Source organism: Saprospiraceae bacterium, from assembly GCA_016717265.1.
GTDB lineage: Bacteria > Bacteroidota > Bacteroidia > Chitinophagales > Saprospiraceae > Vicinibacter.
The window spans coordinates 3,842,107-3,868,802 of record JADKFX010000001.1; the positions used below are offsets into that span (position 1 = coordinate 3,842,107).

Below are 26,696 nucleotides of genomic sequence, written 5' to 3' on the forward strand. Positions count from 1 at the left end.
TATATAATCAACCGTAAAATTATTACTTCTAAGGAATAAAAATTGTCTAATTATTCAGATCTACCAGTAAATATTCAAGACTTCAAGGGGATCAAGTATAAAGAACCTAGGGTTTTCCATATTTCAAGTTTTGCTTGGATCAAAAGTTTGCATTAAAAGTAAATTCCAAATAAAATTATTGTTTAGATTTTCGTCAAATTGTTGACATGATTTCAATGATCGTTTGCGAATATATAAACTCCTGAGCATTCACTATTTAAAAACAGAGATCCGCTAATCATAGATTAAAATTTTTGAATGCATACCTAAAATAATAAATTCTCAACTTATAGTGCAGCAACTTGATTCTTAAAAAATTAAAAGGCGCTCCTAAGTTAATGAAAAACGATATTGATTTCTACAAATTCTTAGAAATTAAACCAATTAGAAAATAATGTTATAAAATTTAAGAATGGATCTTTCAATTTTTATCAATATTCAAATTTAAAAAGGCGGTTCGTTTTTCAACGATCCGCCTCATTTGCTACACCTTAAATTTTTAATTAAAATGGCATTGTTTCTCTAATCTTATAATTTTACTTCTTCATTTCCTTTATAGAATAAGGTAGTTTGAATATTAATTTCCTTCGTTCTATCAAAGTATAATATATCGAGGCTTACCAATTGATTTTGCACCGTCCATTTTGCTTGTAATGGCTTCCCTTCTTGAGTTACAACCGGAGCATCTTTAAAAACCTCACCATCCTTTGTGCTTATTACTAATTGACCATTTTTGTTAACATATACTTCCCGTGCACTATCAATTCGCATTTTAATTTCTTTATAATCAAATCCAGGTTGAACCAGGATATCGAACTTTAATCGATTATCCAAATCACAGTATCGCAAGTCAATACCCGGATATATTTCTGTATAATATAACTTCCTGAAATTTTTAATCTGACATTCCTTTGACTTTTCTGGTGTACTCGTTTTCATGAAATTGAAATTAAATTCTTCAGCTCCATAAATATCAGCTCCTTTATTCATTCCTTCCCAGGAAATTTCAAGCCTATTATATCCTAAACCAGAATTTGTTCTGTTCTGTTGATTGGTTGCTCCGAATTCAGAGATTTGAGTTGGCTTCGTCAATTGTAGTGAAATTCCATCTTTTCTAAACAGATATTTCATATTTTCGGACTGGGCAAGGAACAACACCTTTTTGTTTATTCTACCACTGTAATCCTTCACCTGGCATTTGTTTTCTGCAAATGTGAGCTCCATTCCTTTCGGATTAAAATGCAATCCAGAAGGATGCGATGTGGCGTTCAAGGTAAAAGCAAGGCATACAATTTGCAACATGCTTATGAATCCAATTTTAGTGTTTCTTGTTTTCATAAATAAATTTTTCATTTTTTAATACTTTTTAAATTTGAATAAACATCCTGAGAAATAGTAAACTACTTCTGTAAGTTCATTCGTAAAATTGTTTTTTTTCTACTACGCTGACTTTCGCAAGTCTTTAAGCAATCAAATTCTCAGTGTTATGTACCTGTCTTTTTAAAGAGTCGCACCTAATTAGAACGTTGCATCAGGCAAATTGTTTTTAAGAAATCCTTAAATTTTATTCTTTATTATCAATTTTTTGTTAATTTATATTTTGCAAATTAGTCTAAAATACAGTCTAATAAATATTTAATTCTGTATAATTGCTTTTTTGCCAAATCTAAGCCTTTTCTATTTTTAGGCCCTGAAATGATTAATTCTCTTTTGTCACTTCACTAAAATTCCGTTGGTTGATCTCTGCAGTTACAGTACTTCCTTTATAGTTTAAAATTGCATGATCTTGACATTCTGCTTTCAAATAATTCAGTACCAGAAGCTCTGCTTTAGAAAAATCATCCATATGTATAAAGGCATTTTGCATTGAAAAATCAAATGCATCCAATTCTGTATGACCATTTAGGTCGGCGTTGGTGACCTTAGAACTACCCTTTAACTTAAGCTGAGAAAAATCAAACAAATTCAATTCAAGACTATCCGTTTGCACTAATAAATCAACTTCTACATGATCTTCAAATTCAAAACTTAGGGTTCCGCTATTTAAAGTGTCTTTACTTGAAAATTGCATAAAATCCGACAGTTTCAATGCTCTTAAGTTCTCAGAATAAATGTCCACTTCAATGTTTCCATTGGAGCGATAAGTTTCTAAACTATCCATATTAAAGCTTAGTTTATCAGAATCCTGCTTTATTCTAAAATAAGGTTTCAATGATTCCTCAATTTTCACAATAAGTTTTGGAGAACCTTTATGCCAACGAACCACAAAGTGACCTCCAACTTCTAGTGTGTGAAAATCTAAAATCGAATATTCAGCAGAAGTCCATTTTTGATTGCCGCTTATTCTATCATTAAAATAATCCTTTTCTAAATTATGGATTTCAACCATTGTGACTATCGTCAGTATAAATATTAAAGAAAAAAATGCGATTAGAATTTTATTACTTAGTTTCATTTTGGTAACTATTTTTCCAGTTAGTATAATATTGTTTCATTTCTTCCCAGCTTATGGTAAGCTGGTCCATATTCTTAAATAGCTCGGGTAAAATTTCTTCAGCAAATTGATCTTTCCTGTGCTGAATGGATTTTGTAAACGCTCCATTTGCGACAAAAAAACCAATGCCTCTTCTGTTTTCCAATATCCCTTGATCCTGCAATAATGTATAAGTTCGCATTACTGTATTCGGATTTACCTGGATGCTTGTAGCAAAATCTCGCACGGAAGGAATTCGTTCTCCTTCTTGCCAGTCCTTGTTAATAATATTCTCTTGTACGGACATACCGATCTGTTCAAATATTGATAATGATTTTTTAAATTCCATAGTTAAACCTCCTTTTCTTTGATTTTTAAATAAGTCATGAACCAGAAAAAAGGTGCAGCAAGATATAGTATAAAGAATTTAGCAAATTTGATAATCCAATAATCTTCCAAAAACAAATCTATAGGTATATTACTATTTACATAGGTTTGTCCATGTAGCTCAGCTCGTAGTTCTGGAAATAATGCATAAGCACATAAAAATACCATCAACATATATACTAAGCTTAATAAAATTCCCCAAAAAATGACTTTATACCAGGCTCCGGTGTTAAAGGTTGCAGCACCAAAAAAGTAAACACTAAATACTATAATTAAATACTGTAATCCTCTTAAATTATCTGGATTAAATAAATCAAAGGATCCGAAGGGCCTCCCAATCAAACCTCCAATTACTAATTTTTGTATCCAATAGAAAACAGTATATACCAGTGCAACACCAATCCAATAAATAACATTTACAAACAACCATTTTGTAAATACTTTTTCAACTGCAGTTGCAGGTAAGGTGAGATAATCTGCACGTGTTGACAAAAGTTTAAATTCGTTAAAAATATTAATGGTATAGATAAATGCAAATACAATAAAGACACCTTCATAATCGAATGAAACAATTCCACCACTTTCATTAAATGTATCTCTAAAATACTCAATGACACATCTGATTAGGATTATGGAACTTACAACAATGGTCAATATTTTAAAATGTGGAAGAAATGACTCATAGAATTCTTTCTTCCCAAGCCATCCAATTCTTTTTATACTAAATATTTGGTTCATATAATTTAAGTTTGATGGGTTTTAAATAGATTTTGAAATAATTGCATTAAATAAGATTTCAATGTCAACATCTGTCGACTGTGCATTTGGCAGGTTCTGTGTCATTACAACATGACCACCTGGGACTTGCTCTGAGTATAAATAACTTGTAGGAATGGTGGCACCAGGATGAAAATCAAAACGATAATTGGCGCTGATTGTAAATAAATCCTGATTAAAAATTACACGACCGCCTTCGATCACAACAATGCGATCTAATAAATTAGCTACGTCATTTACCTGATGTGTTGATATCAAAAAGCACTGGTCATCACCAAGAGATGCAGAAACTACTTTCCGAAAAATTGTTTTTGAAGGAATGTCTAAACCATTTGTAGGTTCATCCAAAATTAATAACTTACAATTTGTTGCTAATGCAAATGCTATTAAAAACTTCTTTTTTTGTCCAAAGGACAATTCCTTAATTTTTTTATCCAATGGCAATTCGAAATCTTGAAGAATTTGATGAAATTTCTGATGATCCCAGTTCGGATAAAAAACCGCATTGATTTCAACGTACTTTGACATTGTAACCTCTGGAAAAACATACTCTTCCTGAACATAAAACAGATCTGTCAACATATCAACACGCCGTTCCCTACTTTCAAAACCATTCACGGTTGCTGTCCCCTGTTGCGGAAATAATAATCCTGAAACCAGCCTTAATAATGTTGTTTTACCTGCACCATTCTTTCCAAGAATTCCACAAATAGTTCCCGGTTGGAGTTCTAAGTTTAAAGCATCAAAAAGTGTTGCCTTTTTTCTCCTGTAACCAAAACTTAGATCTTTTACTTGTATCATATACTGTTGTTTTAGTGTATTAGTTTATTAGTACACCACAAAGGTATATAGAGGGAACTCAAAAAACAAAATTATTTTGAAAATAATTTCATAATTTTATTTTTATAATGTATAATACATTGTTATTTAATATTATACGGAGTTATAAGAGAAAATATTTTTCACATTATTATTGAAAAATTCCTGAATCGTGAAATTAACTTAAGTAGAATCTTTAATTGGATCCCATATTAAATGACTGGTTATTTGATTTTCCCATTTAATAAAAATCACCATAAATTATTGAAAAAAAATTTATATTATATTATTTAATATATATAATAAATTAAATATAAACAATTTATGAATTATACAATGAATTATAAGATTTGGATTCGCTAGCGAATCGTTTATAATGGGTTAGCTAAGGCAAACCGTGTTCAAAAAAATGCAAATCAATTCCTATATGTATACTATACATGCCAAATCAATTCCATAATCCATTCACCTCCATTAGCTAACAGGTATTTTAATTCTCCGGTCTCTTTAAATAAAAGCAAGAGATCTCTTAATAATTATGCTAAAATGTATCCTAATAATGAAAATCCCAAATTGCTATTTATCGGAAGTTTCTTAGGCCAATCTTTAAATAAAGAAAAACCTCTGCCAATTACATTGTTATCAGTAATTAATAATTATCTGAGTTTAAAATAAAAAACTAATAAATTTTACAAAGCATTAAATTTAAGCCGTTATTAGAATTTCAAATTTACAATTATGCGTTAAAGTATTTGGTTTTAAAGAGACCTATTCATAAAAATAATTTTAAGATTGTACAAGCTGAATTATAGTCTAATTATCTAAAAAAAAGATCATGGCAAAACTCCTTTATTATTTTCTCCTATTAATCACGGCCTTATTACTTTATAATTGGTTTTTTATACCTGCCAAAACCATGAGTTCAGGACAATCTGAAAAAGACGGACTTGGAATCATAACGATAATTGCTTGTTTAGTGTCTTGTCTAATCGGATTTCTTTATTATACCGGAAATCAAAAATGGGGAAATCTAGCAATTTATACTTTGTTTGGAATCGGTATTATTTGGCTAATATACCTGATTTTACATGTCCGTTGGAATTAACAAACTTCATCCTGAGAACTTTGTAAAAATTGTATCAATCTCTTTAGAATAAAATCATTGCTCCCTATTTTCAAATACATCCACAATACAACGGATTCTTGATTTCTAGTAAATTAATTCCCAAATAAATCATAGCCATACCTTTTAGTATAAGTAGGTACATCTTATTGCAAAAGCAAATAATAGCACTCCAAATTTATATAAAGTGGAATACGAATTCCAAAACTTTATTTCCTTTCTTTATTTCAGTTTTTCTTTGAGATAGTATGCAGTATGAGATTCTTTAACCTTTAACAATCCTTCTGGAGTTCCTTCAAATAATAATTTGCCCCCATGTTTACCACCACCAGGACCAAGATCGATAATCCAATCGGCCGTTTTTAATACATCCATATTATGTTCAATGACAAGCACCGTATGCCCTTTTTCAACCAAACTGTGTAATGCAAATAATAATTTTTTAATATCATCAAAATGTAAACCTGTTGTAGGTTCGTCGAAAATAAAAAATAAATGGTCTGCGTTACTTTCCAATCCTAAATAATAAGCAAGCTTCAATCTTTGAGCTTCTCCTCCTGACAAGGTAGAAGAAGATTGTCCGAGTTTGAGATAAGACAAGCCAACATCATGAAGTGGTTTTAATTTCTTTACAATTTCCTTTCTATCTGAAAAAAAATGCAAGGCTTCTTCAATACTCAATTCCAATATATCAAATATATTTTTTTCCTTGCATTTTACTTCCAGGATTTCATTTGTAAACCGTTTACCGTTGCAATCTTCACATACTAAAGTTACATCTGCCAAAAATTGCATTTCCACTACAATTTCTCCGTCTCCTTTACAATTTTCACACCGACCTCCTTCTACATTAAATGAAAAATGTTTTGGCAAATAACCCCTTAATTTTGAAAGTGGCTGTTGTTTAAATATGTCCCGAATTTCATCATATGCTTTAACATAAGTAGCGGGATTACTTCTGGAAGACCGGCCAATTGCTTGCTGATTTACTAATTCAACCTGATGAATTCTTTTATAAGCACCACTTATTTTTGCAAGATTTTGATCATCCCGTAGCTCATCATTTAACTTAGATTGCAATAAAGGATAAAGCACATGTTTTATCAAGGTTGTTTTACCTGACCCAGATACACCGGAAACACAAATCATTGTTTGCAATGGAAAATGGACCGTCAAATTCTCAATATTATGCAAATTCACTTCTTCCAAAATAATTTGGTCCATATTCGATTTGCGGTATAATGGAATTGGAATTGTGTTTTCACCTGTAATATAAGAGGCTGTCAAATTCTTTTTTGACTCTTTTAAAAAATCGGCATAACTACCGGAATACACAACTTCACCTCCATGGATTCCAGCTCCCGGACCAATGTCTAGAATTTCATCTGCTTTCTTGATTACTTCTTCTTCATGCTCTATTACGATAACTGTATTCCCTAGATCCCTTAAGTGCATGAGGGCTTCTACTAATTTGGAAGTATCCTTGGGGTGTAAGCCAATACTGGGTTCATCTAATATATAAAGGGAAGCCGTTAAATTAGAACCTAAAGTTCTTGTAAGATGGATTCTTTGAGATTCTCCACCACTCAAAGTACTGGATAGTCTATCAAGTGTTAAATAACCTAAACCAATCTTATTTAAAACTGCTAACCTATTTTGGATTTCAAACAATAATCTCTTACCAATTTCAAAATCGTAATCATTGAGTTTAATTTTTTCAAAAAAATAGATTAGCTCTTCAATAGGTATAAACATTAAATCCAAAAATGTTTTCTCTGCAAATTTTACATACAATGCCTCCTTCCTCAATCGACTTCCTTTGCATTCATAGCAAATTGTTTTTCCTCTATACCTAGCCAGTAAAATTCGATTTTGAATTTTATATAATTTTTCTTCCAATTCCTTAAAAAATGCTCGGATACCAAGAAAAGCTCCACTTCCATTCCACAAAATATCTTTTTGAACCTGACTTAATTGCCGATAAGGCGTGTGCAATGGAAATTTAATTTTTGCAGCCATAGTCAATAATGGCGTTAACCATTCACTCACTTTCTCACCAGACCAACATGCAATGGCTCCATCATATACTGTCTTTCCTGGATTCGGAATCACCTTATTTTCATCTATCCCAATAATACGTCCATACCCTTCACATTTTGGACAAGCACCAAAGGAATTATTATAATTAAAAAACTGCGGACTAGGCTCTGGAAATAAGATACCATCTAATTCAAATCTAGATGAAAATGAATGCACTGAGCTTTCTTCCAAAATTAATTCACAATCACCTAGACTTTCTGCAAATGCTGTCAAAATAGAATCCGCAATGCGTTTTCGGAAATCCTCATCCACTTCTCCTAGAATGATGCGATCGACTACAATCATACATGACTTTAAGGCTGCATCTGTTACCTTTTTCGTTAATAGTTTATTCTTTTGGCTTATAACATCCTCAATTACACTCAATTGATGATTCCAAAATATCCTTGTAAAGCCCTTTTGTGACAGCATTTCCAACTCTTGAGAAAAGCTGCGTTCTGGATAGTGTTGTTGCATTTTAAAGGCGATATAAATTTTTGACCCTTTTTTCTGGGCTAAAATAAAATCAACCACATCCTTAACTTCATTTTTTTTAACTTCATTCCCTGATATTGGAGAATATGTTTTACCTAATTTGGCAAATAAAAGGCGTAAAAAATCATAAATTTCGGTCATAGACCCTACCGTAGATCGGGCGTTTGAAGAACTTACTTTTTGTTCAATTGCAATTGCTGGACAAAGACCTTTTATATAATCTATCTCTGGCTTTTTCATGCGATTCAAAAACTGTCTTGCATAAGCAGATAAACTCTCGACATAACGTCTTTGGCCTTCAGCATAAAGCGTATCTAAAATCAAAGAGGATTTTCCAGATCCTGAAACACCAGTTACAACAACCAGTCTATTTTTGGGAATCAAAACATCCACATTTTTTAAATTATTGGATCTGGCTCCTTTAATTTCTATAAAATTGGAAGTCTGTCGAGCTTTAGGTAATGTCATTTAATTTAAATCAAACTGCAAAAAGACTCATTTTTAAGCGAATCTGGAAGAAAATTAATAAAAAGCTCTAATATTTGGCATTTATTTTGATATGTTTGTACTGGTAATCATTGAATGCGGTTAAAATTTCGTTAAAACGACTTAAAGAATGCAGCGGCTACGATGATTATCGTATCTTTATATCATAATTGTTTTATAAACCATCAATTAACGCGCCTATAGATTAAAACTTCTACACTTTATTAATTCTTAAATAAATAAGGGTATGCAAGCAATTAATCTATCCGATCAGGCTCTGATCGACCAGTATCTACAAGGCAGCGAATCCGCTTTCGCAGAATTAATTCGCCGACATGAACAAAAGATTTATACATCTATATATTTGTTTGTGAAAGACCGAGAATTGGCCGAAGACCTCTTTCAAGATGTATTTATCAAAATTATAGACACCTTACGTAAAGGCACCTATAATCATGAAGGTAAATTCTCACAATGGGCTATAAGGATAGCTTATAATATGTGTGTTGACCAATTCCGGAGGAATAAGCGTCGTACAAAAGTTTCGGGAGGTGATGATTTTGACATTTTTGATGTCTTAGAATTACCCGATGAAAACAGGGAAGACCAATTGATTCGTTCAGAAACGCACGACCGTATCCGTCAATTAGTGGATTTATTGCCAGAAGAACAACGAGAAGTAGTGATTTTAAGGCATTATGCCGATATGAGTTTTAAAGAAATCTCACTTTTAACCAGAGTTAGTATAAATACTGCTTTGGGTCGTATGCGCTACGCTTTAATCAATATCCGGAAAATGATGGAGGAACGTTCTATGGTTTTACAATAATTTCTTTAGCAAAACCTTAACACAAATTTGAAACCAACAGCAAGAAATTGTCGTTAAGATATTAAATGAGAGTTTTTAAGCTTCGTTAAAATCGGGATTACATTTCCCACAGGGATTAGGAGGACCGCGTCGCCAGATGCGGTCTTTTTTATTTTAACACGCTTCCTCTCCAATTCTTATCTCAACATAAATTTACATAATCTTCACTTCCTAAAATAGTGCACGTCTTTGCACAAAGTTCTATAGATAAAGGGCTTTTTAGAAGTTCGACTATTTATTGATTCGCAGTGTATTTATTGAGTCCACCGTAATATATTAATCTCCATCCTCCAGACGCTTTTGCAAACCTGCGGATAATCATTAATTGATATTTTTTTTCTTGAATCCGTTCTTCAATAATAACATTCGCCATATTGATGTAATAAATTACATTGTCATTCCGGTCAAATGAAGTATGCAATACCCATTGGTCGGCTGTATAATAATATGCGTCTTTACGAACATCTTCAGGGTCTGCATGATCTGGTAATCCTTCCAAAGGAAAAACAATATGCTCCATTTGAAAAACACTATCCGTATGAAATTTTTGATAGAAGGTTTTAAAATCATTCGGCAATCCTTCAAAATTTAAATAGTGCGATTCCTGCTCCTGGGATTTTTCATGAATAGCAACTCCAGTTTTAGGCTTACAAGCACTAAAAATTGAAAGGATAAGGAAAAATATAAAAATTCTAATATTGAATGGCAACGGCCCATCCAAAATTCTCAAACCAATCGTGAAATATGGTATAATTTTTTTCTTCATTTTCTGAAATTAAGCTAGCTTTTTGAATTCTATATTGCGATTCATTAAAAGTGTCTAAATCCAATTTTATCTGTTCGGCAAAATGAATTCCTTTTTTCCCATGGGCTTTATAAACTGCCTCTTTAATAGCCCAACTCACAATTAAATTTTCATCTACCTGTGAGTTTAAATTAACTTGATACTCTTTCGAACTTAAAAATCGTTTTGCAATTTTATGAATTTTATTTGAATAAATTTGTAAATCAAATCCAATGATATTATTTGAAATCGCCAAACCAGTCCAATCACCAGAATGCGAAATAGAAAGATGCTGATTTGTGTCATGCAAATGTAATTTGCCTGCTTCGTCTTTATATAAATGACTATCTAATTTCCCAGTAACCTTAAAAATTAAATATCTGGATGCTAAATATTCCCGCATTTTATCCGGATGAATAGAATGTATCCAAACAATTTGCTTATCATCCCAAGGCATTTCATTTAAGAAAAAATCATTATCTTCTACTATATGCCAAATAATTACATCTGCATTCTGGAGTGAAACGTTCTTTACAATAGGCATGTTAAAGAATTATTTTTGAGCATATTTCAATGAAAAAGATCTAAAATTAAAACAGGAATGTAAATGATTTTTAAAGCAATTCAAAAAATTTAATTTATATAATTAGAAAATCCAGTATTTCCTGTCTAAAACACTTTATCATTGACCATTAGCTATTGATTCTTGACGCTTAACCATTAACTCTTAACCATTGACTATTGACCATTAACTAGTAACCATTGACTCTTAACTATTGACCATTAACTATTGATTCTTGACTCTTGACTATTAACTCTTAACTATTGACTCTTAACTATTAACCATTAACTATTGACTCTTAACTCTTAACCATTAACCATTAACTATTGACTCTTAACTCTTAACCATTGACTCTTGACTCTTAACCATTGATTCTTGACTATTAACTATTAACTATTAACTCCTTCCCCATTGAAATGAATTGGTATCAATTCCTATTAATTCTAAAGCTCTATTTGTAATTGTACGAACAAGTTCTTCTATTGATTTAGGTTTAGAATAAAAAGATGGGATTGCAGGACAGATAATTCCTCCAGCTAAACTAATCCGCTGCATATTTTCTATATGAATTAAATTGAAGGGACTCTCTCGAAATACAAGCACTAATTTTTTTCTTTCCTTTAACATAACATCTGCAGCTCGACTTATTAAATCATCAGAAACACCATTCGCTATTCTTCCCAGTAATCCCGCAGAACATGGACAAATTATCATAGCATCAAATTTTCCTGATCCAGATGCAAAGGGCGCATTAAAATCACTTTTTGCATACCTTTTAAATGAATATTTTTCCAATGCATGATGCTCATTTTCCAAAGCCCAATTAATCTCTGCATTTTCAGAAAGTACTATTGCAACTTCATGTTCCTTTATGTTTTCCAAAGTATCTAATAATATTCTGGCAAAAATAGAACCACTTGCTCCTCCTATTGCTATAACAATCTTCATTTTTGGAATTTTATAAAACTTCACCTACTACAAAAATACTTCCGGTAACAAGAATCAAATCCTCTTTCTGTGCATTTCGTTTTGACTGTGTAAAGGCTCCACGTACAGATTTATAAACTTTGCCTTTCAAACCAAAATGCAATGCTTGTTCTTGTAATTGTAACGCTTCCAATGCTCTAGGCAAATTTGCCTTGACAAAATAATAGTTTGCATCCTTAGGTAATAAACTCAAAACAGGACCCAAAGGTTTATCTTTCACAAACCCACAAATCAAATGCAGCTGCTTATAATTCATGTCTTTTAATTGCTCCACTAAGAACTTGATTCCATCTTCATTATGGGCACTTTCTAATACAATCATTGGTTCTAACGATTGAATTTGCCACCTTCCTATCATCCGGGTCAATTCAACGACCTGTTCCATAGCATAAATTATCTTGTCTTTATTTAAATGAATTCCAAGTGTGCTATGTAAAATTTGACAAGCAGCTAATACCGTTCTAATGTTTTCAGATTGATAATTACCCTTTAAAGATGGATTTATCTGAATTTGTTCATCAAAAATTTCAGTTTGAATTTTTTCAATGCCATATAAATTTTTTTGCCAATTAAACTTTAAAATTAATTCGTCTGCATAATATAAAGTTGCATTTTTAGATTTGCTATAATTTGAAAACACTTCCTTTGTTTCATCTTGTCTTCTACCTATTAGAACTGGAACCCCATCCTTAATAATACCTGCCTTTTCAGCTGCAATTGCTTCCAGTGTATCTCCTAACATGTCACTGTGATCCCAACTTATATTTGTAATAATACTCAGAAGTGGTTTAATAATATTTGTAGAATCTAATCTACCACCAAGTCCAGTTTCAATGACTGCATAATCAACTTTCTGATCTTTAAACCATGAAAATGCCATAGCAACTGTCATTTCAAAAAAAGAAGGTTTTATTTCTTCAAATAAATTCTTATAACGATCTACAAAATTGCGAACAAAAAGCTTAGAAATATAAACACCATCTATTTTTATCCGCTCTCTATAATCTTTATAATGTGGGGAAACATATAAACCAGTCTTAAATCCATGTGCTTGTAAAACGGCAGCCAGTAAATGGGAAACAGAGCCTTTTCCATTCGTCCCAGCAATATGAAAACATGGAATTGACTGTTCTGGATTTCCCATTGCATCACAAAGAGATTTAATATTCGTAAGATCTTTTTTGAATGCGGATTTTCCGAGTCGATGATACATAGGTAATGCATCATACATATATTGCAGTGCCTCTGAGTATTTCATGATGAATAAAAAATATTTTTCCTTTTCAAGAATTCAATTTCAGGCGATACTATTTTGCAATAATTATTTTCTTGAATATTAAGTGTTGTTTTGTTTCAAAACTGCAGATGTAAATTCCAGCTTGCAAATGGGTAGGATCAAATTGATACTTTTTATGAAAACTAAACATAAAAATGGTTCGACCTTTATCATCTATTAGTTTTGTCTTCACCTCGCCTTCCAATGTTGTTTCAATGTTAAATAGTTGATCCCCGGTTAAAGGGTTTGGATAAATTGCAAGTTCAGGATTTTCATTCCAGGCAATCGGTTTGTCAATCCCTACTACTAAAGTATCGGATATGGCTTTTGTAATTAAAAATTGACCTTGCGTCTGTACTTTGGTTTTGTTAAATTGAGCAGATGCATTATTGCCTGCTTGTAAACCAACGCTAACATCAGAAAATAACCAAGTACTTGTATCTGCATTTGGAACTCTTTTAAAAAGTTTCAATTCATCCATTGTAGTTTGAGTTGAAACGGCTCCAATATTTTGAAAATTCATATTTTTAAAAGCAGTAAATGAGGTATTTGATCCAAAATTATGCAATATCCAATAAGCAGGACTCACGGGTTTCTGAATTGGATTGAATCCAATTGTAGGGATATAATTAATTCTGGTAATACAAAGCTCTCCATTCGGATAAACACCACTATCTTCAGAATCAATGATTAATCCTGTTAATCCAAATGAGTAACTTCCTTTATTGCGAATATCCAGTCGATGGCTAAAACCTGGTCCTACAGGTGCCGTCGAATTTATGATGCTTACATTTCCTGACAAGGAGGCATGAAACGAATTTTGCTTGTCAAGAATTAAATCTACACCTTCATTAAATTGATGATAACTAAGCATTCCTGGATTATTTGTATGTGTCCTTGTCAAATGCATGATTTCGCGGATTTCACTTTGACTTAATGCGCGATCATAGGTACAGATTTCATCCATTTCACCTTTAAAATAACGATCTCCTCCATTTAAATCCGCACCTATAATGAGTGGACTTTCAAAGGATTGAGGTACAACCGTTACCGTATTTGTAAACGGGACGCCATCTTTATAAATTGTAATTGCATCCGGACTCGCAACGATTGCTACATGTGTCCATTCACCAGGTATTAATCGCGCTTTAGATACCCAATTATACCCTCCTGCGTCCCAATGATATCGAATATCTCCATTATTTAATACACTTAAACCTGCAGCAGTACCTGCATTGCGTTTAAATAAGAGGCCAGCCCAATCTTTTTGATTTCCGTTTGATTTTATCCATGCCATCATTGTAATTGTATTTGTAATCTTACCGAGTGGCGGAATTTGAGCATAGGAACCAGCTCCGGTTAAAGACAATGCTCCTCCTGGTAAACTATCTTTTTCACATTGATTTTTTACATTCACATAGATCGTATCGTAAAAACTTCCGGTAGCATTTTTCAAATTCATGACGATCTGTTTTAATCCTTGCGAATTAAAAATAGCTTTTGGTGTTCGTGTTTTATCTCCAGTCAAATACCGGGTATCTGGTATTGTCCAAGTCCAACTTGCCCCGTTATGATTAACTGCAGAATAATCATCAAAATAAAATGTATCGCGAATACAGAAGGATTCTAATTTATCTACCATTGCTTGTGCAACTACTTTCGATTCTTCAAATAAAGAATTTTCCCAAACTCCAAATCCCCAACATCCATTTCGGATTTTGCCATCCCGATAAAACGGTTTTAAGCGATTGGTTTCTGCACTGACAGGCAATCCATCAGAATACGCTTGCCAATCGACCATTCCATCCGTCTTATAAAAAACACCTCTAGAGGTACCTAAATACACTCCTCCATTGGTACCATATTGATGCAAAATATCAGTAATTGTGATGTTATCTAATTTAGTACTTGTAAGATTGATCCAACTCAAACCACCATCTATAGTTTTATAAACTTTTTTTCCATTGGAACCATAGGTCAGAGCAATCCAAAGTTCATTGGGATTTGTTGCGCTCAAAGAAATTTTTGCACGGTCGTTATTATTTGGCAACGGCAACGGGGTACATCGATTCCAGGTTTTCCCACCATCTAAGGTTTTCCATAATGAATCATCGGTTCCATCCCATTGGGTTGTATAAATTATTTGCGGATTAAACCTTGAAATTTCAATTTCGAAAACTTTGTTATCGACATTCCCAGGAAAGGTATACAATAGCTGGAATGTTCCACCACCATCCAAGCTTTTCCAGATTTTATTATCTCTTCCCAAGTAAATGATATTCCAACATTGAGGATGCCAAGTCATTTGACTATTCGCATAATATGCATAGGTTTCATTTGGGAAAAGTCCAACGGGGAAATAACTAACACCAGAGGTAAATCCAGTTTTTAAAGCATATCCTCCAATATCAGAAAAATAAGTTTTCCTTCCAGGTCCAGGATTTACATAACCTGTAGCGGCTTCTGCTCCACCCATTCGATAAAATGAAGTGGCTGGAAAACTTTCGTGCCAGGCCATATTGCCATTGTGATATCTTCCACCGACCAAAATATCTTCATTCCAACCGGCATCAAATCCCCACAAATTTGCTCCAGAAATACCATCCATTCTGGCTTCACTAGTTTGGCCAAAATCATTTGAATAATTGATTCCACCGTCACTTCCAATCCACAAATCATTTCCTTGTGCAACCATACATTGTATATCTGGATGACTCCAGGGTAGACTGCCTACATATCCGCCTAATCCGGTCCAGGTTGCTCCTCCATCAACACTTTTAAACCAAGAAGTTCCTCCTGCAATTAATTGATTTTCATTTTTAGGATTTACAATAATTGCCATATCATAAAATCCTTGATTAAATCCATTGGTCCCATTATGAGCCATTAAATTTGTATGTGTAGGGATTGAATAGGTTCCGCCAATTGCATTCGTTGGGTTGGTATTATTCCAGCTATCTCCTCCATTTAGGCTCACAAAAACTCCTACATATCCATTCAATGTGCCTCCATTTCCACATAAATAAGCATAAAGTTTATTGCTATTGGATGGGCAAACTGCAATAAGTGCTCCTGTAACTGTTTCATTAATTCCAGGATTATACCATCCATTTCCAATTGTAAACCAGAAAGTGCCACCATCCGTAGACCTCAAAAAACTAGAGGAATTGCCATTTTGTTTTACACAATAAATGGTAGCTTGATTATTTCTTCTAAATTTTATGGTCCAACATTCTTCTGGAAAGACTTTTGTCCATGTTTTACCACCATCTGTTGATTTTATAAGTCCTTTATTTGTTGCTGCAAAAATTAATTGTCCATCCGTTGTTCTGATTGCTAAATCATTTGTCCACAAACCATTTTCAGAATACACTGTGGTCCAATTCTTACCACCATCATTTGTTTTAATAATTTTTCCACTTGTTCCAGCATACACTGTATCCGGATTTTTAGGATGAATTTTAACGGCTCCAAATGCTCCATGAAGAATATTACTCGTGGTTAATGTCCAGTTTTTACCATGATCTGTGGTTTTCCATACGCCCCCATCTTCACCTCCTGCATAAAGTACTGTTGAATCTGATAGTGCGATATCCATAGAATAGATATTAGTTTGCCAGGTAACTTTCGTTAATCCATCGGTATCAAAAGTTTTATTCGGGCCTGCAAATTTCCAATTTCCTGCGGGAGATCTTGAATGAATACCCTGTGATTTTCGCAATTGAATTCGTTCAACTTCTTCAAGATTTATTTCTTCGTTTGTTTTTTCATAGACTTGACCATCATGATGCATATTTTTTTGTGCCCAATACATCCATCGTTTATAATATTGAGTGTAGCTACTTTTAACAAATGGGATTTCAGCGAAATAATCCCGATATGCTTTTTCGACTTCAAATACATTTGGGTTTTCCTTAAAAATAAATTTAATAAATTCAGGTGTATTTTTATCAATAACTAAATGACCCGGTTTCTCTTGTGCAAAAAGGAAATTACTGTAGCTAAGAATTAGATAAAGTGCGAAAAAGATATTTCTCATTTTAATGAATTAATTAATAAAGGTATTGCTGATTTCAATGATTCGTACCGAATTTTTTCTAGAGCGACCATTTCTCTTGTAGAATTGGCTGATTCTTATTTTCTTCCAAACAGTCAAAAAATCGTTTTTTCGATATCAATTCTGCGCCCATCGTTCGGAGATGTGGAGTGTCTTGCTGACAATCGATAAATTTAAAATTTTTCTTTTGAAGAAATTTCGCAAGATGAATTAATGCAAATTTTGAAGCATTTGAAGTTTTTGAAAACATAGATTCTCCACAAAATATTTTCCCAATTGCCAAACCATAAAGGCCTCCTACCAGATATTCATCTTTCCAAACTTCAACAGAATGAGCAATTCCCATTGCATGTAATTCAAGAAATGTGTCAATAATTTCCTGGTGTATCCAGGACCCCCCTTGCCCTTCCCGTTCGCTTGTTTTACATTGGAGTATTACAGAAAGAAAATCTTTATCAAAACTTAGAGTAAACTTTGATTGATTAAAATAGCTGTGCATACTTTTAGAAATGTTTATATTTTCAGGATATAATACCAATCTAGGAGTTATACACCACCAAAGTATGGGTTCGCCAGCAGAATACCATGGAAAAATTCCATTCTGGTATGCTAATAAAATCCGTTCAACTTGCAGGTCTCCGCCAATACCCAATAAGCCATCTTCTTGAGCTAATGCCGGATGTGGAAAAATGAATTGATTTTCCGGTATTGTATAAACCGGCAACTTAATTACACTTTGATGGTTTCAATGACGGCTGATAATCCCCTTTCACAAAGGGCATCTTTCATCGGACGTAAAACGGAAAAGCTAGCCGTTTTTACGATGGCTTTGCCTTTAAAGTGAACAAGCAATGACAATTGTTCTGCTTGTTCAAATGAATGGCTACAAATGTCCATAAGACTTTCTATTACCCAATCAAACGTATTGATATCATCATTATATACGATTAATTCTGATAAATTTCCAACTGAATCTTCTACCAACACGTCTTCTTCAATTGCTTCCCAGGTACCTGGATTTGTTTGCGTCATGAAAGTAAATTAAATAAGATTATTCAATGTTTGATTTATAGCCTCGAAATTAGGTAAATTTCCTGGATTTTCCAAAATTTCTGAATACCGAAGCAATCCTTCTTTGTCAAGAATAAATGCAGATCTTTTTGAAACCCCTTTTAGTCCGAAATTCCATTCTTCTTGTAAGCAATCATATGCTTTGCATGTAATTTTATTAAAATCTGAAAGTAGAGGAAATGGTATCTGATTCAGTTCTTTAAATTTATTTAAAGTGAATGGTGAGTCTACCGATATGCCAAAAATTTGTGCATTTGCTTTCTCATATATAGCTATATCATCTCTCATTTGACACATTTCGGCAGTACATGCTCCGGTAAATGCGAATGGAAAGAATAAAAGCAAAATGTTTTGTCCCTTAAAGTCTTCCAGATTAACCATTGTTTTGTCACTGGAAACTAAATTAAAACCTGGGGCTTTTTCTCCAATATGTAATGTATGCATCTAATTCTCGTTTATGAGGGCACAAAATTAGATATTTGTTTTTATTTTCAAAATACAAAATGGATAGTTTACGAAAGTCTTTCATTTTATTGCATATTGGGGTGTTTTTATTCGGTTTTACAGGTATTTTAGGCAAATTAATACTTTTACCTGCACTCATTTTGGTTTGGTGGCGGTCATTATTGACCTGGATTCTGCTTTTGCCACAGATGTTTAAGAATAATGGATTTCAAACCATGAATCGCAAAAACTTATTCACATTTCTTGGAATTGGTTTACTTGTTGGTTTGCATTGGATTTGTTTTTATGGTTCCATTAAACTCTCCAACTCTTCAATTGCTATGATTTGTTTAGCTTTTATTCCTTTATTTACTGCATTTTTTGAAGCCTGGTTTCACAAAAAGAAGCTCAAACGACTAGATATCTTTATAGGATTGATTACACTTCCAGGCATGTGGATGATTTTACAAAATATAGAATTAAACTATAGGCTTGGATTTGGCATCGGAATTCTGGCTGCCATTTTATCAGCAAGTTTTGCAACTTTAAATAAAAAATATATAAGTAAAAGTGATCCCATAAGTATTACCTGGATCGAACTATTTTCTGTTTGGTTATTCATGACCATTTTACTCCCAGTTGTATTTATAATAGATCCTTCTGCAAATTTTTTACCATCCAAAATGGATTGGTTGTATTTATTTATATTATCCTATTTATGTACGGTGGTATCCTATGTTTTTGTGGTCCGTTCCTTAAAAAATTTAAGTGCTTTTACAGCCATGCTTGCCTTTAATTTAGAACCTGTATATGGTATCATTTTAGCGGTTGTATTAATCCAAGAACATAAACAATTGAATGGAATGTTTTATTTAGGTGTTATTATTATATTGGCAAGTGTTTTTCTTCATCCTTTCCTTGAAAAAAACTTAAAATCCTTTACGAAATTAGAATCTGATTAAAATAATTGTAGAACTTTTGAAAAAAAACTATCGGATCAGCTTTTTTTAAATTTCTGTGATTTACATTTACAACCTGAAACAAAAAATAGATTATGCCTTTTTCACTACCCGAATTACCTTATCCACCACAAGCACTTGAACCGCATATAGATAGTCGCACCATGGAAATTCATCATGGAAAACATCATGCTGCATATACCAATAATCTCAATGCTGCAATTAAAGATAAACCAGAGGACACTATGTCTATCGAAGATATTTTAAAAAATCTGGATATGACAAATATGCCTTTACGCAATAATGGAGGTGGTTTTTATAACCATTGCTTATTTTGGGAACTCATGTCTCCACATGGAGGTGGAAATCCAAATGGCAATTTATCAATTGCTTTAGAACGAGATTTTGGTTCTTTCGATACTTTTAAAGAAAAATTCGCACAAGCAGCCGTTAGTAGATTTGGATCCGGTTGGGCGTGGTTATGTGTACATCCAGGTGGTAAATTAGAAATTTGTTCGACCCCTAACCAAGATAATCCATTAATGCCAAATACTGGTTGTGGTGGATATCCGATAATAGGTTTGGATGTATGGGAACATGCTTATTACTTATTGTATCAAAATCGTCGTCCAGACTACATCGCTGGATTTTACAATGTGCTCAATTGGGAATTCGCTGAAAAAAGATATAATTCCTTTAATTCGTAATTCTTTTTTACAACTTGTATAATTTTGCATGCGTTCAGATATCACTATTGAAATCTGTTGTGCAGATATTCATTCCGTTATCCTTGCACAAAAATATAATGTAGATGCTATTGAACTGTGTGTTGATCTTCATCATGGCGGATTAACACCTAGTATTGCTTTAATAAAAAAAGCCAGAAGTATCTTTAAAAAAGAAATGGCAGTTTTCTTTCGACCCCGAAATGGAAATTTTGTCTACGATGAAATAGAACAAGAAATCATATTAGAAGATATTCAAACTGCAATCGATTTAGGCATAGATACCATTGTAGCTGGTGGATTAACAAATACTGGAAATCTTGATATTTCATTTTTAAAAAAATTACGTGCTATTTCTCAAGGTAAAATCTTAAGTTATCATCGCGCTATTGATGTTGCTGAAAATCCATTGAACGTTTTATCTCAATTAATAGAATTCAATGTTGATCGGCTTTTAAGTTCGGGATGTGCATCCAATGCAGTAAACGGAATTCAAACTTTAAAAAACTGGAATCAAAAATTTGGTGATCAAATAGAAATTATGGCAGCCGGAGGAATACAAGCTGAAAATATTGGGGATATCCTCAACAAAACTGGATTAAAAAGATTTCATGCTTCTTTACGTCAGGCTTCAAATCAAATAGAAGGAATTATGAATCTTGGATGCAAGGAACAAGCAGATGAAGCATTGATCCAGGAATTGATCCATAAGGTAAGTATAATTAATTCGAAGTGAGCTTTTGCAATTCCCTCCTATTCTTAGTCGTTGGTTTATGTTCCAAAAAAATAAGCTAAAATTTGAAAATTCCTGCCTTAAAATCTCTTCCTCTATTTAATAAATAACAACCATTATAAGCCATCTAAATTTTGTATTACATGGTTTGGCTTTCAAGAGTTCAAACAAAACAAATATTCTTACAGGTAACTTGACTCATTCTTGAAGAGCTAACAATGTTTACTGCCTGACAAGTATTTATAAACAGAAAACAAATATTTCATTAATAAAAAATTACGCCGTAGAAAAGTTTGATTCTAATACCCCCACATTTGACGCTCCATTTACTATATCCAATGTCAGATGCCGTTTAGTTTTTAAATCTATCAGAAAACAAGAACAGGACTTATTTAAAATTTGCTTTCCAAAGTAGTTTTTGGATTTCTTCATCAGGTTCTAATTGATACATTTGTTGAAGGACCCACGGAGTGCGGAAAGCGACATAAGGAGAAAGTGGTTTTACTTTATACCTTTTTGGACTTGGCAAACAAGCTGCAATTTTTGCCGCTTCCTCTCTACTAAGATATTTAGCATCTTTATTAAAATACTTTTTTGAGGCCGCCTGAATACCATAGATGCCATCTCCCATTTCAATGACATTCAAGTACATTTCCATGATACGTTTTTTACTCCATAAGGTTTCGATCATTAAGGTAAAATATACTTCCAATCCTTTTCTAATCCAGCTTCGGCCTTGCCACAAAAAAACATTTTTGGCCACTTGTTGGCTTATCGTAGATGCCCCCCGTGTTTTTTTAGGTTTTCTTTTATTATGCTCCATAGCTTTTTCGATACTTTCCATATCAAAGCCATAATGTTCCATAAAAATTTGATCTTCAGCACCAATTACTGCCAATACTGCATTTGAAGAAATATTTTTTAAACAAACATAATCCCGGTTAATCCCATGACCAGAAAGCAGACTCGAAATTTGGGTCACGGTAAATGGTGGGAAAACTAATATGAGTGCAAATAAATAGAAAAAATGAAGGAAAATAATCAGGCCTAACCAACTTAAAGCTTTTAGATACCATCGCCAGGAACTGTATTTTTGGAAAAGTTTCCATAAACCTGTTTTTAATTTTAATATGCTAAGCTTTAATTGCATTTAGTTCCCTTCATCTATGGTCAAAATTATATACTTTTGGCATATAATTATCCATATGATTTGGTTTTTAAGAATCTTCCTGTTTTTTATTGCTAGTTTTTTTATTTTGCCATTTTTTCGGGTTGAAGATCCTTTCCGGTCTATTGCATTGCGTTATTTTTCGATTCCCGGAGAAGCTTGGATATACGACCATAACTGTATAGGTGACCGCATCTATTTTTATGAATATTCACTTAATCAAACCCAATATCAGCAGCGTTACGATGGGTATAATAAAATCCTGGATTATAAGATCCCTGAAAACGACCGATGCAAAGGTGTATTAGCTTCTAAAGTTATGATTCCCATTAAATACTTTCCGTACTTCAGATACTGGAGCGAACCTCTTGATGCGGATCGTCCGTCCTTTATTCTTTTTTTAATGGTCAATCTTGTCAAAGTATTTTCCATATTATTATTGATATTGACTTTTGTCAGAAAACGTTGAAAACAGAATTCTACTATAATTTCATTTTTTTTCAATTGAATTTTACGGGTTATTTAAAAATATAAATTTCTTTAAAAGGATTTATTTTTGAATGTTTAAATAAATTTACAATTGAATATTTAATAAATAAAATAAATTCGATTCCAAATTACATCCTGAGTAAACCCACAATTAAAATAGAGAACAACCCTGGGATCACCTTATGCTCTATTCATAATTTGAATTCAGGCATTCCGATTTTCATTTTAATTTTTCTACTTTGCGGTTCATCGGATGAAATTGAAGTACGGTTTCTCTTAAAAAATTTAAATCTAAATGTGTGTAAATTTCAGTTGTCGTAATGCTCTCATGTCCCAACATTTCCTGCACAGCTCTAAGATTTGCACCACCTTCAACAAGATGCGTTGCAAAAGAATGTCTAAATGTATGTGGACTAATGGTTTTATGAATACCGGCTCTTCGCACATTTTCTTTTACGATTTCAAAAATACTTACACGGCTTAATTTTTTTCCAAATCGATTTAAAAAGATAAAATCCTCATGGCCATTAATTCTAGGTAGTTGATTTCTAAAATGATCCCGATAGTACTTAATTTGCAAAATAGCTTCCTGACCGATTGGAACAAGACGTTCTTTGTTACCTTTTCCAACTACTTTTAAAAATCCACTTTCCTCATGCATATTTGAAATCAATAATTCAGTGAGTTCACTTACTCTCAAACCACAGGAATACAAAGTTTCGATAATGGCCCGATTTCGGTGCCCTTGATCATTACTCAAATCAACAGCATTCAAAATAGCATCTATTTCTTGGATGCTCAGCACATCCGGTAATTTTCGACTTAATTTCGGACCTTCAATGAGTTCCGTTGGATCATTTTGTATTAGATCTTCAATCAAACAATATTTATAGAAAGCTCTAATGCCAGATAAAATTCTGGCTTGTGATCGATCTTCTAAAGCAAATTGCTGCAGCCAAGATAAAAAATCTTCAATATGATTCATTTTGACTTGATCCGGGGATAAGCTCAGGTGTTTTTGTTCTGCATACATCCTCAATTTATCGATATCCCTCACATAGGCTTCCACTGAATTTAAGGAAAGGGAGCGCTCTAAACCCAAATAATGCTTAAAACCTGTTACACTTGAATGCCAATCCATTGGACAAAATTAAGATGGAAGGGATTTCATGCGCTATAATTCAAAAGACTTATTTTTGAGCTCAATTCTGAATATGAGTGTACAAAGAAAAGAAGTTATTGCTTTAGATGAACAAGATCCTTTAAAACATTTTAAAAGTCAGTTTTTGTTTCCAAAAACCATTGAAGGCCATGATTATCTGTATTTCTGTGGCAATTCTTTAGGACTACAAGCTCAAAAAACCCGAGGATATGTAGATCAGGAACTACTGGATTGGGCTCAATTTGGGGTCACCGGACATCACAATGCTAAAAATCCTTGGTATAAATATCATGAATTTTTAACCGATGCTATGGCCAATATTATAGGAGCTAAGCCCATTGAAACAGTTATTATGAATACCCTTACTGTTAATCTTCATTTGATGATGGTAAGTTTTTACAGACCCACTAAGCAGCGATTTAAAATTTTAATTGAACATAGTACATTCCCTTCAGACCGATATGCCGTCGAATCTCAAATCCGTTTTCATGGATTTGATCCGAAAGAAGCCTTATTGATCTTAAAACCAGAGCCTGGAGAAGATTATATTTCAAAAGAAACAATTCAATCGATTTTTGAAAAAGAAGGAGATACTATTGCACTTGCCTTAATAGGATCGGTAAATTATTATACTGGCCAAGCATATCCAATTCCATTTATAACCAAATTAGCGCATGAATCAGGTTGTAAAATTGGTTTTGATCTTGCACATGGTGCTGGAAATTTATTTTTAAATCTTCATGAGGATGGCCCAGATTTTGCAACTTGGTGTGGATACAAATATTTGAATGGTGGTCCTGGAAGTTTGGCGGGTTGTTTTGTACATGAACGACACGCCTATAATTACACAATTCCAAAATTTGCAGGTTGGTGGGGACATAATAAAATGACACGATTTAAAATGGAACCACTTTATGAATCTATGCCTGGTGCAGAAGGATGGCAGCTTAGTAATCCACCAATTTTACCAATGGCATGCCTTTTGGCATCCTTAGAATTATTTAAAGAAGCTGGAATGAAATCCTTACGAAAAAAATCTCTAGAACTCGGAAATTTACTATTTACTTTATTAGATGAATTAAAAGATCCAAATATTTCAATAATCACTCCAAAATCAGAAGATGAACGAGGTTGTCAGATTTCAATTAAAATAAAAAATGCAGATAAAAAAATATTCCATAGAATTTCAAAAAATGGAGTTATTGCAGATTGGCGCGAACCAGATGTTATCAGAATTGCCCCAGTACCACTTTATAATACATTTACAGATGTTTTTGAATTTATGGAAATTTTAAAGAACGCAATACATGATTAATAAACATAATAAAATTATTATTGCAGGAAGTGGCTTGGTTGGCAGTTTACTTGGTTTAAGATTGTTACAAAGGGGATTTGATGTAGAACTTTTTGAATCCAGATCAGACATGCGAAAGACCGATATAAGTGCCGGTAGATCTATCAATCTTGCATTATCTCATAGAGGCATTCGGGCTTTAAAATTAGCAGGTATAGATCAGGAAATACTATCTCAGGCAATTCAAATGAAAGGCCGCATGATTCATGATTTGAAAGGAAATCTCCAGTTTCAAGATTATAGCTTAAGACCTGGAGAACACATCAATTCAATATCCAGGAGAAACTTGAATGTAATTCTTATGGATGCCATTGAAAAAATAAAACCCCATGCGATCCATTTCAATACGCGTTTAGTTCGAACAGAAAAAGATTGCAGCGTATATTTTTTTGAAGATCAAGATAAAGTTGAAAAATCCATCTATAATGCAACCTTAATTGGTACGGATGGTGCAGCGTCCATTGCACGAAAAATGATGTTTGAAAGAACCCCTCAATTGCGATTTAATTATAGCCAGTCATTTCAAAATTATGGATATAAAGAATTGACCATTCCGCCAGGCATCCATAAATCTTTTGCAATTGAAAAAAATGCATTGCATATCTGGCCAAGAGGAAATTTTATGATGATTGGACTTCCGAACCCAGATGCTACCTACACGGCTACAATTTTTTTGCCATATCATGGAAAGGATAGTTTTGAACTTTTACAAACAAAAGAAAACGTATTCCAATTCTTTGAGACCTATTTTTCAGATGCAGTACCTATCATGCCAGATTTATTAGAAGAATTTTTTGCGCATGCTACAGGCCATCTTTATACTGTTAAATGTGCACCCTGGAATTTTGAAGATAAAATTTTATTAATGGGCGATGCTGCACATGCTATCATCCCATTTTATGGTCAAGGAATGAATTGTGGGTTTGAAGATGTTTATGAATTTGATACCTTATTAGACAGTTATTCAGATTGGGGCAATTTGTTTCATCATTTTTCTAATATTAGAAAACCCAATGGGGATGCAATTGCAGACTTAGCAGACGATAATTTTATTGAAATGCGGGATAAGGTTGCCGACCCTGTTTTTCAACGCAAACGCAAGTTGGAAATGCAGCTTGAAAAACAATTTCCAGCATATTTTTCAAAATATGCCTTGGTAACGTTTCGTCCAGATATTTCTTATTACGACGCGATGATTAGAGGCCGAAAACAAGATGCTATTTTAATGAAGATCTGTCAAAATGAAAAAATGGAATGGAGTGAATTAGAGATTGAAACTATTTTTAATAGTATGAACTCTGAAATTGGTGTTTTAAATTCAGAAACATAAGCAAAAAAAATTGGGCTTGGATCCAAAATTATTCAGATCAAACATATTT

General features: G+C 33.0%; 24 protein-coding genes. 8 read left to right on the forward strand and 16 right to left on the reverse strand.

Annotated elements, in window-relative coordinates; translation table 11 throughout:
• Positions 1 to 567: 567 nt before the first annotated feature.
• The 5 genes from IPO86_15050 to IPO86_15070 all read right to left on the reverse strand — a co-directional run bounded on the left by IPO86_15050 (position 568) and on the right by IPO86_15070 (position 4,477).
• Positions 568 to 1,377 carry a hypothetical protein gene (locus tag IPO86_15050; protein MBK9729425.1) on the reverse strand — a complete coding sequence of 270 codons (810 nt, stop codon included), beginning with the start codon at positions 1,375 to 1,377 and terminating at the stop codon, positions 568 to 570.
• 361 nt (positions 1,378 to 1,738) lie between these two features.
• Entirely contained in the window at positions 1,739 to 2,494 is a 756-nt protein-coding gene (locus tag IPO86_15055; protein MBK9729426.1) for a DUF2807 domain-containing protein, read from the reverse strand.
• Positions 2,481 to 2,819: a GntR family transcriptional regulator gene (locus IPO86_15060; GenBank protein MBK9729427.1), complete on the reverse strand. Its 339-nt coding sequence runs from the start codon at positions 2,817 to 2,819 to the stop codon at positions 2,481 to 2,483. The genes IPO86_15055 and IPO86_15060 overlap by 14 nt, the downstream gene beginning before the upstream one ends.
• Positions 2,820 to 2,863: 44 nt before the next feature.
• Positions 2,864 to 3,637, reverse strand: a complete 774-nt coding sequence (locus IPO86_15065; protein ID MBK9729428.1) for a hypothetical protein — start codon at positions 3,635 to 3,637, stop codon at positions 2,864 to 2,866.
• A gap of 21 nt (positions 3,638 to 3,658) precedes the next feature.
• On the reverse strand, positions 3,659 to 4,477 hold the full coding sequence (locus IPO86_15070; GenBank protein ID MBK9729429.1) for an ABC transporter ATP-binding protein: 819 nt from the start codon (positions 4,475 to 4,477) through the stop codon (positions 3,659 to 3,661).
• Between the two features lie 853 nt (positions 4,478 to 5,330).
• On the opposite strand from IPO86_15070, the gene IPO86_15075 reads away from it, so the two are divergent.
• Positions 5,331 to 5,600, forward strand: coding sequence for a hypothetical protein (locus IPO86_15075; GenBank protein MBK9729430.1), 270 nt, complete (start codon positions 5,331 to 5,333; stop codon positions 5,598 to 5,600).
• Positions 5,601 to 5,840: 240 nt separating this feature from the next.
• On the opposite strand, the gene uvrA is transcribed toward IPO86_15075, so the two are convergent.
• Positions 5,841 to 8,660, reverse strand: a complete 2,820-nt coding sequence (gene uvrA / locus IPO86_15080; protein ID MBK9729431.1) for an excinuclease ABC subunit UvrA — start codon at positions 8,658 to 8,660, stop codon at positions 5,841 to 5,843.
• A gap of 265 nt (positions 8,661 to 8,925) precedes the next feature.
• On the opposite strand from uvrA, the gene IPO86_15085 reads away from it, so the two are divergent.
• A complete protein-coding gene (locus IPO86_15085; protein ID MBK9729432.1) occupies positions 8,926 to 9,507 on the forward strand; it encodes a sigma-70 family RNA polymerase sigma factor in 582 nt (193 codons plus the stop codon).
• 274 nt (positions 9,508 to 9,781) lie between these two features.
• Here IPO86_15085 and IPO86_15090 read toward each other — a convergent pair whose 3' ends face one another.
• From IPO86_15090 to IPO86_15125, 8 genes are all read right to left on the reverse strand, one after another.
• A complete protein-coding gene (locus IPO86_15090) occupies positions 9,782 to 10,312 on the reverse strand; it encodes a hypothetical protein (protein MBK9729433.1) in 531 nt (176 codons plus the stop codon).
• Entirely contained in the window at positions 10,239 to 10,874 is a 636-nt protein-coding gene (locus tag IPO86_15095) for a 4'-phosphopantetheinyl transferase superfamily protein (protein MBK9729434.1), read from the reverse strand. Before IPO86_15095 ends, IPO86_15090 begins: the two co-directional genes overlap by 74 nt.
• Positions 10,875 to 11,288: 414 nt before the next feature.
• Positions 11,289 to 11,840 carry a UbiX family flavin prenyltransferase gene (locus IPO86_15100; protein ID MBK9729435.1) on the reverse strand — a complete coding sequence of 184 codons (552 nt, stop codon included), beginning with the start codon at positions 11,838 to 11,840 and terminating at the stop codon, positions 11,289 to 11,291.
• 10 nt (positions 11,841 to 11,850) lie between these two features.
• Positions 11,851 to 13,137, reverse strand: coding sequence for a bifunctional folylpolyglutamate synthase/dihydrofolate synthase (locus tag IPO86_15105; protein MBK9729436.1), 1,287 nt, complete (start codon positions 13,135 to 13,137; stop codon positions 11,851 to 11,853).
• 49 nt (positions 13,138 to 13,186) lie between these two features.
• The gene (locus tag IPO86_15110; GenBank protein ID MBK9729437.1) at positions 13,187 to 17,194 is read right to left on the reverse strand and encodes a T9SS type A sorting domain-containing protein; all 4,008 of its coding nucleotides are present in this window, start codon (positions 17,192 to 17,194) and stop codon (positions 13,187 to 13,189) included.
• Positions 17,195 to 17,252: 58 nt separating this feature from the next.
• Positions 17,253 to 17,936 (reverse strand): leucyl/phenylalanyl-tRNA--protein transferase, encoded by a 684-nt coding sequence (locus tag IPO86_15115; protein ID MBK9729438.1) that lies wholly within the window; start codon positions 17,934 to 17,936, stop codon positions 17,253 to 17,255.
• A 5-nt stretch (positions 17,937 to 17,941) separates the two neighbouring features.
• Positions 17,942 to 18,244 carry an ATP-dependent Clp protease adaptor ClpS gene (locus tag IPO86_15120; protein ID MBK9729439.1) on the reverse strand — a complete coding sequence of 101 codons (303 nt, stop codon included), beginning with the start codon at positions 18,242 to 18,244 and terminating at the stop codon, positions 17,942 to 17,944.
• A gap of 9 nt (positions 18,245 to 18,253) precedes the next feature.
• Positions 18,254 to 18,727, reverse strand: coding sequence for a redoxin domain-containing protein (locus IPO86_15125; GenBank protein ID MBK9729440.1), 474 nt, complete (start codon positions 18,725 to 18,727; stop codon positions 18,254 to 18,256).
• A gap of 59 nt (positions 18,728 to 18,786) precedes the next feature.
• Between IPO86_15125 and IPO86_15130 the strand changes: the two genes are divergently transcribed.
• From IPO86_15130 to IPO86_15140, 3 genes are all read left to right on the forward strand, one after another.
• Positions 18,787 to 19,689: a DMT family transporter gene (locus IPO86_15130; protein ID MBK9729441.1), complete on the forward strand. Its 903-nt coding sequence runs from the start codon at positions 18,787 to 18,789 to the stop codon at positions 19,687 to 19,689.
• Between the two features lie 92 nt (positions 19,690 to 19,781).
• Positions 19,782 to 20,393 (forward strand): superoxide dismutase, encoded by a 612-nt coding sequence (locus IPO86_15135; protein MBK9729442.1) that lies wholly within the window; start codon positions 19,782 to 19,784, stop codon positions 20,391 to 20,393.
• 28 nt (positions 20,394 to 20,421) lie between these two features.
• Positions 20,422 to 21,147, forward strand: a complete 726-nt coding sequence (locus tag IPO86_15140) for a copper homeostasis protein CutC (GenBank protein MBK9729443.1) — start codon at positions 20,422 to 20,424, stop codon at positions 21,145 to 21,147.
• Positions 21,148 to 21,532: 385 nt separating this feature from the next.
• On the opposite strand, the gene mtgA is transcribed toward IPO86_15140, so the two are convergent.
• Entirely contained in the window at positions 21,533 to 22,294 is a 762-nt protein-coding gene (gene mtgA, locus IPO86_15145; GenBank protein ID MBK9729444.1) for a monofunctional biosynthetic peptidoglycan transglycosylase, read from the reverse strand.
• A gap of 55 nt (positions 22,295 to 22,349) precedes the next feature.
• On the opposite strand from mtgA, the gene IPO86_15150 reads away from it, so the two are divergent.
• Positions 22,350 to 22,781: a hypothetical protein gene (locus IPO86_15150; GenBank protein MBK9729445.1), complete on the forward strand. Its 432-nt coding sequence runs from the start codon at positions 22,350 to 22,352 to the stop codon at positions 22,779 to 22,781.
• Between the two features lie 240 nt (positions 22,782 to 23,021).
• Here IPO86_15150 and xerD read toward each other — a convergent pair whose 3' ends face one another.
• Complete coding sequence (gene xerD / locus IPO86_15155; GenBank protein MBK9729446.1) at positions 23,022 to 23,942, reverse strand: site-specific tyrosine recombinase XerD; 921 nt, start codon at positions 23,940 to 23,942, stop codon at positions 23,022 to 23,024.
• Positions 23,943 to 24,015: 73 nt separating this feature from the next.
• Here xerD and kynU point away from each other — a divergent pair, with 73 nt between their 5' ends.
• Positions 24,016 to 25,278 carry a kynureninase gene (gene kynU / locus IPO86_15160; GenBank protein MBK9729447.1) on the forward strand — a complete coding sequence of 421 codons (1,263 nt, stop codon included), beginning with the start codon at positions 24,016 to 24,018 and terminating at the stop codon, positions 25,276 to 25,278.
• A complete protein-coding gene (locus tag IPO86_15165; GenBank protein MBK9729448.1) occupies positions 25,271 to 26,647 on the forward strand; it encodes an FAD-dependent monooxygenase in 1,377 nt (458 codons plus the stop codon). The genes kynU and IPO86_15165 overlap by 8 nt, the downstream gene beginning before the upstream one ends.
• Positions 26,648 to 26,696: the final 49 nt, after the last annotated feature.

Coding starts and splice junctions, on each gene's coding strand:
- IPO86_15095 (MBK9729434.1), bottom strand. CDS start 10,874: ATGCCTATTGTAAAGAACGTTTCACTCCAGAATGCAGATGTAATTATT.
- IPO86_15140 (MBK9729443.1), top strand. CDS start 20,422: ATGCGTTCAGATATCACTATTGAAATCTGTTGTGCAGATATTCATTCC.
- xerD (MBK9729446.1), bottom strand. CDS start 23,942: ATGGATTGGCATTCAAGTGTAACAGGTTTTAAGCATTATTTGGGTTTA.
- IPO86_15130 (MBK9729441.1), top strand. CDS start 18,787: ATGGATAGTTTACGAAAGTCTTTCATTTTATTGCATATTGGGGTGTTT.
- IPO86_15165 (MBK9729448.1), top strand. CDS start 25,271: ATGATTAATAAACATAATAAAATTATTATTGCAGGAAGTGGCTTGGTT.
- IPO86_15050 (MBK9729425.1), bottom strand. CDS start 1,377: ATGAAAACAAGAAACACTAAAATTGGATTCATAAGCATGTTGCAAATT.
- mtgA (MBK9729444.1), bottom strand. CDS start 22,294: ATGCAATTAAAGCTTAGCATATTAAAATTAAAAACAGGTTTATGGAAA.
- IPO86_15085 (MBK9729432.1), top strand. CDS start 8,926: ATGCAAGCAATTAATCTATCCGATCAGGCTCTGATCGACCAGTATCTA.
- IPO86_15105 (MBK9729436.1), bottom strand. CDS start 13,137: ATGAAATACTCAGAGGCACTGCAATATATGTATGATGCATTACCTATG.
- IPO86_15060 (MBK9729427.1), bottom strand. CDS start 2,819: ATGTCCGTACAAGAGAATATTATTAACAAGGACTGGCAAGAAGGAGAA.
- kynU (MBK9729447.1), top strand. CDS start 24,016: ATGAGTGTACAAAGAAAAGAAGTTATTGCTTTAGATGAACAAGATCCT.
- IPO86_15070 (MBK9729429.1), bottom strand. CDS start 4,477: ATGATACAAGTAAAAGATCTAAGTTTTGGTTACAGGAGAAAAAAGGCA.
- IPO86_15100 (MBK9729435.1), bottom strand. CDS start 11,840: ATGAAGATTGTTATAGCAATAGGAGGAGCAAGTGGTTCTATTTTTGCC.
- IPO86_15110 (MBK9729437.1), bottom strand. CDS start 17,194: ATGAGAAATATCTTTTTCGCACTTTATCTAATTCTTAGCTACAGTAAT.
- IPO86_15055 (MBK9729426.1), bottom strand. CDS start 2,494: ATGAAACTAAGTAATAAAATTCTAATCGCATTTTTTTCTTTAATATTT.
- IPO86_15125 (MBK9729440.1), bottom strand. CDS start 18,727: ATGCATACATTACATATTGGAGAAAAAGCCCCAGGTTTTAATTTAGTT.
- IPO86_15150 (MBK9729445.1), top strand. CDS start 22,350: ATGATTTGGTTTTTAAGAATCTTCCTGTTTTTTATTGCTAGTTTTTTT.
- IPO86_15090 (MBK9729433.1), bottom strand. CDS start 10,312: ATGAAGAAAAAAATTATACCATATTTCACGATTGGTTTGAGAATTTTG.
- IPO86_15120 (MBK9729439.1), bottom strand. CDS start 18,244: ATGACGCAAACAAATCCAGGTACCTGGGAAGCAATTGAAGAAGACGTG.
- IPO86_15135 (MBK9729442.1), top strand. CDS start 19,782: ATGCCTTTTTCACTACCCGAATTACCTTATCCACCACAAGCACTTGAA.
- IPO86_15065 (MBK9729428.1), bottom strand. CDS start 3,637: ATGAACCAAATATTTAGTATAAAAAGAATTGGATGGCTTGGGAAGAAA.
- IPO86_15075 (MBK9729430.1), top strand. CDS start 5,331: ATGGCAAAACTCCTTTATTATTTTCTCCTATTAATCACGGCCTTATTA.
- uvrA (MBK9729431.1), bottom strand. CDS start 8,660: ATGACATTACCTAAAGCTCGACAGACTTCCAATTTTATAGAAATTAAA.